Annotated in this window: 12 protein-coding genes; 1 reads left to right on the top strand and 11 read right to left on the bottom strand. The window is 68.5% G+C overall.

The genetic code is table 11. The features are described from left to right. Nucleotides 1-8: 8 nt before the first annotated feature. From AC3A3G_RS06180 to AC3A3G_RS06150, 7 genes are all read right to left on the bottom strand, one after another. Nucleotides 9-680 (bottom strand): response regulator transcription factor, encoded by a 672-nt coding sequence (locus AC3A3G_RS06180; RefSeq protein ID WP_292055863.1) that lies wholly within the window; start codon nt 678-680, stop codon nt 9-11. A 65-nt stretch (nt 681-745) separates the two neighbouring features. Beyond that, nucleotides 746-2,296 carry a Do family serine endopeptidase gene (locus AC3A3G_RS06175; RefSeq protein ID WP_487487777.1) on the bottom strand — a complete coding sequence of 517 codons (1,551 nt, stop codon included), beginning with the start codon at nt 2,294-2,296 and terminating at the stop codon, nt 746-748. Between the two features lie 298 nt (nt 2,297-2,594). Beyond that, nucleotides 2,595-3,077, bottom strand: coding sequence for a cytochrome c-type biogenesis protein (locus AC3A3G_RS06170; RefSeq protein WP_487487776.1), 483 nt, complete (start codon nt 3,075-3,077; stop codon nt 2,595-2,597). Next, nucleotides 3,074-5,083, bottom strand: a complete 2,010-nt coding sequence (locus AC3A3G_RS06165) for a heme lyase CcmF/NrfE family subunit (RefSeq protein WP_487487775.1) — start codon at nt 5,081-5,083, stop codon at nt 3,074-3,076. Before AC3A3G_RS06165 ends, AC3A3G_RS06170 begins: the two co-directional genes overlap by 4 nt. Nucleotides 5,084-5,086: 3 nt before the next feature. Further along, nucleotides 5,087-5,578, bottom strand: a complete 492-nt coding sequence (gene ccmE / locus AC3A3G_RS06160; RefSeq protein ID WP_487487774.1) for a cytochrome c maturation protein CcmE — start codon at nt 5,576-5,578, stop codon at nt 5,087-5,089. 67 nt (nt 5,579-5,645) lie between these two features. Further along, nucleotides 5,646-6,464: a c-type cytochrome biogenesis protein CcmI gene (gene ccmI / locus AC3A3G_RS06155; protein ID WP_487487773.1), complete on the bottom strand. Its 819-nt coding sequence runs from the start codon at nt 6,462-6,464 to the stop codon at nt 5,646-5,648. Nucleotides 6,465-6,482: 18 nt separating this feature from the next. Further along, a complete protein-coding gene (locus tag AC3A3G_RS06150; RefSeq protein WP_200167102.1) occupies nt 6,483-7,829 on the bottom strand; it encodes a hypothetical protein in 1,347 nt (448 codons plus the stop codon). Nucleotides 7,830-8,054: 225 nt separating this feature from the next. Between AC3A3G_RS06150 and AC3A3G_RS06145 the strand changes: the two genes are divergently transcribed. Beyond that, nucleotides 8,055-8,639: an HAD-IA family hydrolase gene (locus AC3A3G_RS06145; RefSeq protein ID WP_487487772.1), complete on the top strand. Its 585-nt coding sequence runs from the start codon at nt 8,055-8,057 to the stop codon at nt 8,637-8,639. A gap of 61 nt (nt 8,640-8,700) precedes the next feature. On the opposite strand, the gene AC3A3G_RS06140 is transcribed toward AC3A3G_RS06145, so the two are convergent. The 4 genes from AC3A3G_RS06140 to AC3A3G_RS06125 are packed head-to-tail and all read right to left on the bottom strand — an operon-like array spanning nt 8,701 to nt 11,522. After that, nucleotides 8,701-8,997: a hypothetical protein gene (locus AC3A3G_RS06140; protein ID WP_200167100.1), complete on the bottom strand. Its 297-nt coding sequence runs from the start codon at nt 8,995-8,997 to the stop codon at nt 8,701-8,703. Between the two features lie 19 nt (nt 8,998-9,016). Continuing rightward, the gene (locus tag AC3A3G_RS06135) at nt 9,017-10,480 is read right to left on the bottom strand and encodes an ATP-binding protein (RefSeq protein WP_234288743.1); all 1,464 of its coding nucleotides are present in this window, start codon (nt 10,478-10,480) and stop codon (nt 9,017-9,019) included. A 10-nt stretch (nt 10,481-10,490) separates the two neighbouring features. Beyond that, on the bottom strand, nt 10,491-11,171 hold the full coding sequence (locus AC3A3G_RS06130; protein WP_487487771.1) for a response regulator transcription factor: 681 nt from the start codon (nt 11,169-11,171) through the stop codon (nt 10,491-10,493). Beyond that, nucleotides 11,172-11,522 carry a hypothetical protein gene (locus tag AC3A3G_RS06125; RefSeq protein ID WP_125900597.1) on the bottom strand — a complete coding sequence of 117 codons (351 nt, stop codon included), beginning with the start codon at nt 11,520-11,522 and terminating at the stop codon, nt 11,172-11,174. Nucleotides 11,523-11,717: the final 195 nt, after the last annotated feature.

Below are 11,717 nucleotides of genomic sequence, written 5' to 3'. Positions count from 1 at the left end.
CCGGGGCCTTACGCCTCCAGCCGGTACCCCGCGCCGCGCACGGTCTGCAGCATGGCCTTGTCGAAGCCCTTGTCGATCTTGGAGCGCAGGCGGCTGATGTGGACGTCGATGACGTTGGTCTGTGGGTCGAAGTGGTACTCCCAGACCTTCTCCAGCAGCATGGTCCGCGTCACCGACTGGCCGGCGTGGCGCATCAGGAACTCCAGCAGTTGGAACTCACGCGGCTGCAGGTCGATCTCCTGGCCGTCGCGGTGGACGGTGCGGGCGATCAGGTTCATCTCCAGGTCGCCGACCTTAAGCACGGTCTGGACCCCGCCCGTCTCGCGGCGGCGCGACAGGGCCTCGACCCGCGCGACCAGTTCGGCCAAGGCGTAGGGCTTGACCAGATAGTCGTCGGCGCCCGCCTTCAGACCCGTGACGCGATCCTCGACCTCGCCCAGGGCGGACAGGAACAGGACCGGCGTCTGATCGCCGCCCTTGCGGATGGTCTCGACCATGCCGACGCCGTCCAGGCGCGGCATCATGCGGTCCACGACATAGACGTCGTAGCCGCCCTTCTGCGACTCCAGCAGGCCGAAGGCGCCGTCCACCGCATGGGTGACTTCGTGCCCGGCCTCGCTGAGGCCGCGCACCATGGCGGTCGCGGCTTCAGCGTCGTCCTCAACCACCAGAATACGCATGCAGCCTCCCAAAAAAGATTCGGCGGCGATGTTAGCGCATCGCCGCCGATCTCGTGAGTTACGCCTTATTCAGACTTGGCGAAGGGCAGAACCACCGAAGAGTTGCCCGCCGGGGTTCGCACCAACAGGAAGACCCCCGGCCGCCCCGCCGCCCGCGCCTTGTCGACAGCCGCCTTCAGATCGGCCTCGGTGCGGACCACGCGGTTGTTGGCGCGCTGGATGACCGTACCGACCGGCATCCGCATCTTGCCTGCTTCCGAACGCGGAGCGACGGCGGTGACCACCACGCCCTGCATATCCTCCGGTATCGAGTAGCGCTGACGCAGGGCCGCAGTGATCGGCGTCACCGTCATGCCCTCGATCGACTGGCCGACAGCTGCGCCATCCTCGCCCGGTTGCTGAGCGCCCGAATCCTGGCCGCCGTTCAGTTCGGCTTCCGACGGACGGGTGCCCGCGCGGATGTTCAACGTCTGGCGCTTGCCGTCGCGTAGAACTTCCAGCCGCAGCGTGTCGCCGGGCTTGGCGCGGGCCACGCGGCGAGTCAGTTCGGTCGAGCTGTCGACCGCATCGCCGTTAACGCTGACGACCACGTCGCCGATCTGCATTCCGCCACGTTCGCCAGGGGCCCCGGCCGTCACCTCGGCGACATAGGCGCCCTTGGTGTCTTCGCTCAGCCCCAGGGCGGCCGCCGCATCCTTGGACAGGGTCTGGATCTGAACGCCCAGATAGCCGCGCTCGACGCTTTCGCCGCGCATCAGCTTGTCGGTGACAGCCTTGGCCGTGGTCGCCGGAATGGCGAAGCCGATGCCGACCGAGCCGCCCGACGGCGAGAAGATCGCCGTGTTCACGCCGATCACGCGGCCATAGATGTCGAAGGTCGGTCCGCCCGAGTTGCCCCGGTTGATGGCGGCGTCGATCTGCAGATATTCGTTGTAGCCGGCCGGATCGATGTCGCGCGACTTGGCCGAGACGATGCCCGCCGTCGCCGTGCCGCCCAGGCCGAAGGGGTTGCCCACGGCGATGACCCAGTCGCCGACGCGCGGCTCGGCGGATTCTTCAAAGCTGACGAAGGGGAAGGCCGAACCCTCGACCTTGATGACGGCCAGGTCAGTGCCCTCGTCGCGGCCGATCAGCCTGCCCTTCAACTCGCGGCCGTCGCTGAACTTGACGTTGATCTCCTCAGCGTTCTCGACGACGTGATTATTGGTGACGATGAAGCCGTCCGCCGAGATCAGGAAGCCCGAGCCGGCGCCCAGGGCCGTAGTCGAATTGTCTTCGCCTTCCTCGCCTGAGCCGCCCGGCGCGCCGGGGATGGGCACGGCGCCGAAGCCGGGGATCTGGAACACGCCGCCACGCGGGCGCTGGACGCGGGTCTTCACGTCGATCTGCACCACGGCGGGGGCGACCTGCTGGAAGATGTCGGCGAAGCTGAGCGGCGCGCCCTGCGGCGGGGCGAAGGCCAGCGCTCCGGCCCCGGCCGAGGGAACCAGCTGTCCGACCTTGGCGGCGGGCGCGGCTTCGGCGCCCGGCCAGGTGATGACCCCGCCCGCCGTCGCGGCGGCGGCGAAGGTCAGGCCGACAGCGGCCCCCAGAATGAACTCCTTGCGTTTCAGCATCGTCGTCCTTGCAGTCTTTACTGGCGGATACGGAAAAGCTCCGTTCGCCCATGGATATAGGGCGTTACGGCTCAAGCCAATGCACGCCGTCGCGATGATTGTTTCTGATCGTCGTTCGCGGTGTGGCGCGTCTGCGTCAGGAAGGCGGCGAAAGGCTTTCCAAATGGACAGGAGCCAGCCCCTTCTCTCCGTTCACCCCGGCGGACGCCGGGGCTCAGTGAGAACATCATCCGCCACGTTTACACCCAAAGACCTGGATCCCGGCGTCCGACGGGATGAGCGGGAGATAGGGCGTAGCTCAGCGCCTCGCTTCGTCGTCCGCCGTCAGGGCGGCCAGGGCGCGTTCTTCTTCCGGCGTCAGGGGCGCGGCCTCGCCCGCACTGCGCCGACGCGCCCGCAGGACCAGCACCACCCCCGCCCCCGCCGCCAGGGCGAAGGGGCCGAACCACAACAGCCAGGTGCCGATCCGCAGCGGCGGCTGGAACAGCACATAGTCGCCGTAGCGGCGCAGCAGGTCGGCCTTGATCTCGTCGTCGGTCTTTCCGGCGGCGATCTGTTCGCGCACCAGACCGCGTAGGTCGGCGGCGATGCCGGCCGGGCTGTCGGCGATGGATTCGTGCTGGCAGACGACGCAGCGGATGTCGCCGAACAGGGCGCGGGCGCGGGCTTCGTCTGCCGGGTCCGTCAGCGGACGATCCGGCGCAGGCGGCGGCTCGGCCAGCGCGGGCGCGGCGGCGCCGGCCAGCAGGACGACGGCGAACAGGGCGGCGGCGCGCCTCACGCCTGCGCCTCGACTGGCTCGCTCGGCTGGGCGGCCTTCTTCACGCGCGAACCCGCCCCGACGCGCAGGCGCCGGTCCAGCAGGGAGATCAGCCCGCCCAGCGCCATCAGCGCCGGTCCCAGGAAGATCAACCGCGCCCACGGGTTGTAGTAGATGCGCACGATCCAGGCGCGCTCGCCGGCGTCGGTCGCCGCCCGGTCGCCCATGACCGCGTAGACGTCGTCCAGACCGCGGAAGTCGAGGCCGACCTCGGTCGTCGTCTGGCCGCCCGCCGGGAAGAAGCGGCGCTCGGCGGTGATGACGCGCTCGGGCGCGCGGCCGTCGACCGGCATGATGGTCAGACGGCCCTGCTCGGCCAGGTAGTTCGGACCTTCGATGACCTGAACCGCATCCAGCCGCGCCTTCCACGGCCCCGCCGCGACTTCGCCGCCCAGCGGCAGGGCGAGCGCGGCCTCGGCCTTGAAGCTGGTCTCGACCACGGCCCCCAGGATGAAGACGCCCAGACCGGCGTGGGCCAGCGCCATACCCCAGGCGCCCAGCGGCAAGCCCTTGGCGCGACGCAGAGTCTCGGCCAGCGGCGCGCGGAAGGCCTTGGTGCGCACGCCCAGCTCCGCCAGCGCGCCACAGATCAGCCACGCCCCGACGCCCAGCCCTGCGGCGGCCAGCGCCTTCTTCGGCTCGAACAGGAAGAAGGCGGCGAAGGCGGCGGCGATGGCCAGGGCGGCGGCCAGCCATAGGCGCTGCAAGGCCCCCTTCAGATCGCCGCGCTTCCACGCCAGCAGCGGCCCGGCGGGCAGGATCAGACAGGCGACGATCATCAACGGGTTGAAGACGGCGTTGAAATAGGGCGGGCCGACCGAGATGGTCGCCCCCGTCACGCCCTCCAGAATGAGCGGATAAAGGGTGCCCAACAGCACCGTCGCCGCCGCCGCCGTCAGGAACAGGTTGTTCAGCACCAGCGCGCCTTCGCGGCTGACCGGAGCGAAGGCGGCGCCCGAGCGGATGGCCGGGGCGCGAAGGGCGAACAGGATGAAGGCCGCGCCCGCAGCCACGCTCAGAATGGCCAGCAGCATCATGCCCCGCTGGGGATCGACGGCGAAGGCGTGAACGCTGGTCAGCACGCCCGAGCGCACCAAAAACGCGCCCAGCATGGAGAAAGTGAAGGCCAGAATCGCCAGAAAGACGGTCCAGCCCGCCAGCGCCCCGCGCCGCTCGGTGACGATGGCCGAGTGCAGCAGGGCCGCGCCCGCCAGCCACGGCATGAAGCTGGCGTTCTCGACCGGATCCCAGAACCACCAGCCCCCCCAGCCCAGTTCGTAATAGGCCCAGAAGGAGCCCAGCGCGATGCCGACGGTCAGCAGGGCCCAGGACGCCAACGCCCACGGCCGCACCCAGCGGCCCCAGGCCGGATCAACGCGCTTCTCGATCAGGGCGGCGACCGCCAGCGAGAAACAGACCGAAAACCCGACATAGCCGCCGTAGAGCAGCGGCGGGTGCACCGCCAGCGCCGGATCCTGCAACAGGGGGTTCAGGGACGCGCCCTGCACCGGCGCCGGGTCCAGCCGGAAGAAGGGGTTGGAGGTGAAGGCGGCGAAGGCCAGGAACAGGCTCGACAGGGCCGCCTGCACGGCCACAGCCGAGGTCTTCAGCCCGAACGGCAGGCCGCGCGCCAGGGCCAGCGCCCCGCCGAAGACCGTCATCACCAGACACCACAGCAACAGGGAGCCTTCATGGCTGCCCCAGGCGGCGGCGACCTTGTAGAAGACCGGCTTGTCGGTGTGGCTGTTCATGGCCACGTTCGACACCGAGAAGTCCGACACCACGAAGGCGTAGATCAGGGCGGCGAAGGCCAGGGCGATCGCTGCGGCCGAGGCCAGCATGGCGCCGCCCCCCGCCCCGGCCAGCACCGGGCTGAGCCGCAGACGGCCCGCCGTGGTCAGCGCCAGGCTGAGCACCGACAGCACCAGCGCCAGGATCAGGGCGAAGGCGCCCAGTTCGACGATCAACGCTTACGCCCCCTGTTGCGCAGGCGCGGCGGGCGCCGCCGCATCATCCGGCCGCCACTCGCCCTTTTCCTTCAGCCTGTCGGCGACTTCGCGCGGCATATAGGTCTCGTCGTGCTTGGCCAGCACCTGGCTGGCCTCGAAGGTGCGGTCGGGACGGAAGGCGCCCTGCGCCACGATGCCCTGCCCCTCGCGGAACAGGTCGGGCAGGTCGCCGTGATAGATCACCTGCGCCGTCGCGCCGTTGTCGGTGACGACGAAGACGACCGAGCCGTCGGCGGCCTTGTGCACGCTGCCCGCCTCGACCAGACCGCCCAGACGGATCATCTGACCGGCCGGAACCTTCTGCGGCGTCACCTCCGAGGGGGAATAGAAGAAGGTCACATTGTCCTTCATCGCCCACAGCGACAGGCCGACGGCCAGAGCCAGCACCGGCGCCGCAGCGATAACGACCCACAGGCGGCGGCGCGCCTTGGGCGATTTGGGCAACCAGCTCATGTCGACGATCCGGGGACGGCGGAAAACACCACCGCGTATAGGACGAGGTTAAGGGCGGGCCAACGGCTCATCGGGCGGCCTCGGCCAGGCGGTTCTGCAGGTCGGCGCGACGCGGATCCGACGACGCCAGCACGGCGATCAGGGGCGTCCACATGGCCTCGGCCTCGGCCCGGTCGCCGCGCGCCAGGGCGGCCTCGCCCAGATAGAAGCGCGCGCCCAGCTGGTCGGGGTCCAGCTTGACCGCCTGGCGGAAGGCCGCCTCGGCGTCGCCGTCGACCGCACCGTCATTGGCCCGCACCAGGCTCTCGCCCAGACGCGCCCAGCTCTGGGCGTCGTCCGGCTGTATGGCCAGGGCGCGGCGGAAGGCCGAAGCCGCGCCGATGGGGTCGCCCGCCTCGAACCGGGCGGCGCCCAGCATGGTCAGGGCCAGGCGGTCGTCGGGCCGGTCCTTGACCACCTGCCCCAGCACGGCCGCAACCTGCGCCGGCTCCAGCGCCTCGGGCGTCGAGGCCCATTCGCGCACGCGGGTCTCATAGGCCTGATCCTTCATGCCGGGCGCGCCGAAGACGACATAGAGGCCCAGCGACGCGGCGGCGGCCGCTCCGATCCCGCCCAGCACCCAATAGCGGTCGGCCGAGCGCGACACCGGACGGCGATCCGCGCGGTGGGCGGCCAGCAGGCGACGGCCCGCTTCGGCTCGCGCGGCGGTCCAGCTCGCCTCGTCCAGCAGGCCCCGCGCCTTCAGCCGGTCCAGCTCGGCCAGTTCGCGCGCGCCCGCGTCGCGATCCGCCACGCTCTCGGCCTCCGCCCCGCGTCGCGCGGCGGACAGCACCGCCAGGCCCGCCAGCGCCGTCGCCAGGGCCGTCATGATCCAGAAGACCGTCATGGCCGCCGCTGTAGCGGATCAGGCGGCCGGAGGCGAGGCGCGCGACGCCGCACCTGCGTTGGAACCTGCAATAGCCAATCGCCGCCGCACCGTGCGCGAAGCGTCCCGCGCTCCGAGCAGGCCCAGAAGTTCGGCGGTCAGTCCGATGCGCTTGCGCGCCACGACCTCATCCGTGGCCCGGCCGTCGTTCAACCGCTCGATCGCCTCATCCGCCCAGGTCGCCAACCGCCCGGTCAGGGCCTCGGCCGTCTGGCGGCGCTCGGCTTCACAGCCGAACACCGCAGTGATGTCGCGCACCTGCCCCGTCAGCGCCAAAAGCGCACGCGCCTTCGCCGCCGCCTGCAGGTCCGGCGCCTGATCCAGACGCGGGGTAGGCCGCGTCATCCGTCCCGCCAAAGCCGTCCGTTCGACCGGCAGAACCGCGTCGACCGCCTTCTCCGCTGCGGCGAAATGCTCGGACAGGCGCAGCGCTATTTTCAGGCGCGCCTGACGCACGGCCTTGGCCCAGACGCTGTCGGTTCCAAGCGAAAGTGCGACATCAATCTCGGCCAGGGTTTCAGCGCACCAGTTCAGCCCGGCCGCCAGCCGCCTATGCTCATTCTCATCTGCGGCGGGGTTGAGTGCGACGACCTCGGCGGCGCGCTGCGCCAGGGCCGACACGACCCGATCGATCAATCGATCCGCTTCCTCACGCCCAGTCGCCGCCTCGCGCCCTGACGCGCCGATCAAGCCGAGCACACGCAACATCAGCCGCGCGTCCGGCATATGGGCGAAGACAATCTCAAGCAGCCGCTCGACGCCGCCCGGACCAACCGCCGAAGCCTGCCGCAGAGCCAGCTTCAGTTCCGCCAGCTCGGCGACGCCCGGCCGTCCGATCCAAGCCGGCAGATACGGCAGCGCTCGCCGCATCACCGGCGCCAGATCCAGACAGGCCGCCATGGTCTCGACCCGCTCCGGCCCGACGTCAGGCCAGACCACATCCGGCGCATCGCGCAGCACCACCGCGGCGCTGTGGCACAGGCGGTCGGCGACCATGCGCGACAGGTCGTCGTCGCGATCCAGCTGAGGCAGCAGCTCAGGCTCGCCGCGCGTCGCCGCGCGCCACAGCCGAACCAGAAGGTCCGCCGGAAAATCCAGCCCGCCCAGCCCGTCTTCACGCGGATGAAACAACGGAGCCAGAGGCCCGAAAGCGACATCGCGACGACGACGGTCCAGCAACTCGACCTCGACCATTTCGCGCATCGCGCCCGCCCTGTCGCCTGCCATCGCTCCCGCCAGCCCCAGCAACTGCGACAGGATCCGGTCCGGACACCGTTCGATCAAATGGGCCAAGGCGGCCCTCTGGACGCCCGACAGGTCCGCCATCCCGGCTCCTTCGACCGAACTGATTCCCGGCCAAGACGCTGAGGGTGCCCCGTCGCGGGTTAACAGGGGATTTTGAGACGTGTGCGACAGCAGGGGCAGGATCGCTCGCCCTTCGCCAGTGACGTCTCCACCGATCTATAAGCGAACCTCGTTTCGCGTCCCTTGCAGCCGGATTGCAAACCAGCAGAATGCCTCTGTCTCGAGGTGTGATGGGCTGCAGGTCTGATGAAACCGGCCGTGTTGATGGTGGATGTCGATGGCGTCGTGGTTCGTCACCCCGATCCATCAGGATGGTCCGCTCGTATTGAAGAGGATCTGGGCATTCCACGCCGGGCTCTGCAAGACCGCTTTTTCAAACCATGGTGGGACGACGTCGTTCATGGTCGCGCAACGCTTCGGGACCGATTGGCGCCCGCGCTCGCAGACGTCGCGCCGCACGTCAGCTGTGATCAGTTGATCCGCTACTGGTTCGAAGGCGACGCCCATCTGGACGAGGCCCTGCTGTTTCAATTGGCCGAGGTCCGGGCGTCAGGAACGCCTCTACATCTGGCGACCGTTCAGGAGCATGAACGCGCGTCCTATCTGTGGGATACGCTCAAGCTTCGCGACCGGTTTGACGACATGCACTACGCCGCACAGCTTGGCGTTTCGAAACCGTCACAGGATTTCTATGCAGCGGTAGAGCAACGCGTGGATCTGCCCGCGCCGGCAATCGCCTTCATCGACGACATCGAAAAAAATGTCGAAGCCGCGCGTGCGCGCGGGTGGAATGCCGCGCTTTGGACCCCGGCGCCACGCTCAGCTGCTTGATCCCAGAGTTGAGCGACAAGTCGTAACGAGCGTTCACAAGCCGCTAGGGACTTCCCATCGCTTACTCTGTGCGATCAGTTCGACGGCTCTTCACAAAACGATCAACCACAACAGCACCGAATAAAGTCAAAATACACATGGGAAGCAACCAAGGCTGAAAACGATCACCATTGCTCGCAAAGTGGTAAAGCGCACCGAATGTGATCGTCGCAATAGCCAACACGCCAAGGCCAACGTATGCGGCCACCGCAAGAAAATTCTTCTCAAGTCTCATTGCAGCTTTCCCCTCAGTTGCTTTGATAAAGTAGGCGCCAAAGGCTGACTGTCTGCAACCCAGATCTAACAGCTTCACGCTCATTGCTGCGACACTGTCCGCCTCACCCCTCCGCCGCGGGTAGTTCCAGCACCACCTTCAGGCCGCCCATGTCGCTGTCGGCCAGGGTGACGCGGCCGCCGTAGGCGCGGGTCAGTTCGTCGACGATCGACAAGCCCAGGCCCGTGCCGGGCGTGTCCTCATCCATGCGCGTGCCGCGTTTCAGGGCGGTGTCGCGCTGGTCGGCGGGCAGGCCGGGGCCGTCGTCCTCGACCACGGCGATCATCTGGCCCGGCGTCGATGGTCCGGCCGAGATACGCACCCGGCGCTTGCACCATTTGGCGGCGTTCTCCAGCAGGTTGCCGAAGATTTCCTGCAGATCCTGCCGCTCGCCCAGGAAGGCCAGATCGTCCGGAGCACGCCAGTCGATCTCGACGTCCTTGGTCTCGAACACCCGCTCCAGCATGACCGCCAGCTCATCCAGAACCTCGCTGACGTCGGTGCGTTCGCCCAGACCGTGGGCGGCGCGAGCGGCGGCGCGGGCGCGGCGCAGGTGATGATCGACCTGATCCTGCATCACCTTGGTCTGACGGCGCACCAGATCGGGCAGCGCGCCCTGCTGGCCGTTGGCCTCGGCCAGCATGACCGCCAGCGGAGTCTTCAGCGCGTGGGCCAGATTGCCGACGTGGGTACGCTGACGCTCGACGGTCTCCTGATTGTGGGCCAGCAGGCGGTTGACCTGCTCGGCCAGGGGCTGGATTTCCAGCGGATAATCGCCCTCGACCCGATGCGTGCGGCCTTGGCGGACGTTGGAAATCTCGTCGCCCAAGTCGAACAGCGGGCGCAGACCCACCCGCACCTGGATAAAGACCGCCGAGACCAGCCCTGCCCCCAGCAGCAGCATGGCGATCCACGTCACCGTGGCGAACTGGCGGGTGTCGGCATCGACGTCCGAACGATCGATACCGGCGAAAAAGACCACCGGCCGCTGGCGATCCGGCAATTGCTTCATACTGGCGGCGATACGCAGAGGCTCGCCCTTGGGGCCGTCTTCGGCGTTGTAGCTGATGGTCTGGCCGAAGGCCGACCGCAGTCGCTCGGCCAACTCGGGACCGTAGTCCAGTTCGGCCTGGCCCAGTGAAGCGGACCGCGCCAGGACGTGCAGCCTGCCGTCGCGCCCCGGCTCAGCGACCATCCAGTATTTGCCGGACAGCAGACGCTGGGTGCGGGCGTCCTGGATCTCGCCGACGAAGACCTCGCCCTCGGGCGTGATGACGGAGGCGACCACGGCCTCGTCAATGGTGTCGCCTAGGGTGTTGCTCAGCCGGCGCAAGGCCGCCTCCTGGAACACCGACGTCAGCACCACCGCCGCCACCGCCAGGCCAATCAGGATCCACGCCGCCGCCAACCAGATCAGCCGCCGCGTCAGCGACCGACCGGGGCGGCCGAACCAACGGGCCCATTCGCGCCTGACGGGCGGCAGGGACGCCGCGTCCTCGCCCCCAAGGTCGGTGATGGGCTCGATCATGGAAGGACGATCAGGCAGCGTCGCTTTCACCGGCTAACGGCGACAGGCGATAGCCCAGGCCGCGCACCGTCTCGATCCGGTCCGAACCGATCTTCTTTCTCAGGCGCCCGACGAAAACCTCGATGGTGTTGGAATCTCGATCGAAGTCCTGATCATACAGGTGCTCGACCAGTTCGGTCCGGCTGATGACCCGGCCCTGATGCATCATCAGATAGTGCAGCAGCCGGTATTCCAGCGACGTCAGCCGCAGCGGCTCGCCGTTGACCGTCGCCCGCGCCGCGCGCGGGTCCAGCCTCAGGCCGCCGCACGTCAGGGTCGCCGCCGCATGGCCGGCCGAACGGCGCAGCAGGGCGCGCAGGCGGGCCAGCAGTTCCTCGGTGTGGAACGGCTTGGTCCGATAATCGTCGGCCCCCGCGTCAAAGCCCGCCACCTTGTCCGACCAGGCGCCGCGCGCCGTCAGGATCAGCACCGGCGTAGCCTTGCCCTCGCGCCGCCAGCGTTCCAGAACCGAGACCCCGTCGATCTTGGGCAGACCGAGGTCCAGCACCACCACGTCATAGGGTTCGGTATCGCCCAGAAACCAGGCCTCCTCGCCGTCCGGGGCATGGTCCACGGCGTATCCGGCGTCGCTCAGGGCCGTCTTCAACTGGCGCGACAGATCGACGTCGTCCTCGACAAGCAGCACCCGCATTCAGTCGTCTCCGCGAACCCGGCCGGACTGGCCGTCAACCTGTATGTCCGACACGCGTCCGCCCGGGTACTCCCAACGCACCACATAGTCGCCGCCGCGCTCGCGTACGCCCAGCATCCGACCAGGTCGGCCCGACTGGACGCGGCGGGCGATGTCGCCGGGATCGGCGCGAGGGGCCGAGCGAGGCGCATCCCGCAGCCCCTGGCCCGGATAGCTCCGGGGTTCCTCGCGACGATCCTGGAAGCGATCGTCGTTGCTATCCCGGTCGCGGCCGCGCGACTGGGCCGCCGCGCCCGTCAACGGGACGATGGCGATCAGGCCGGCCAGCAGGAGGGCTCGAATACGCATCATGGTTTGTCTTCTAGACAGGGGCCTCTGAACGGGGGCTGAACGTGCAGTCTATCGCCGTTCACCCGCACAAGGAACGCTCGCGCAGGGATTCTCCGTCGCTGTCGCCCCGGCGCCGCAGGACGAATTCATCAGCCGCCCCTCATGACGAAAGTCTCATGCTGATGAACGCTGTCTGAAACGCGCCGTTCAGATGCG

This window comes from Brevundimonas sp. Soil_N_31, from assembly GCF_057655995.1.
The sequence above is the reverse complement of the archived record's forward strand: the minus strand, read 5'-3'. Positions and strand labels throughout refer to the sequence as shown.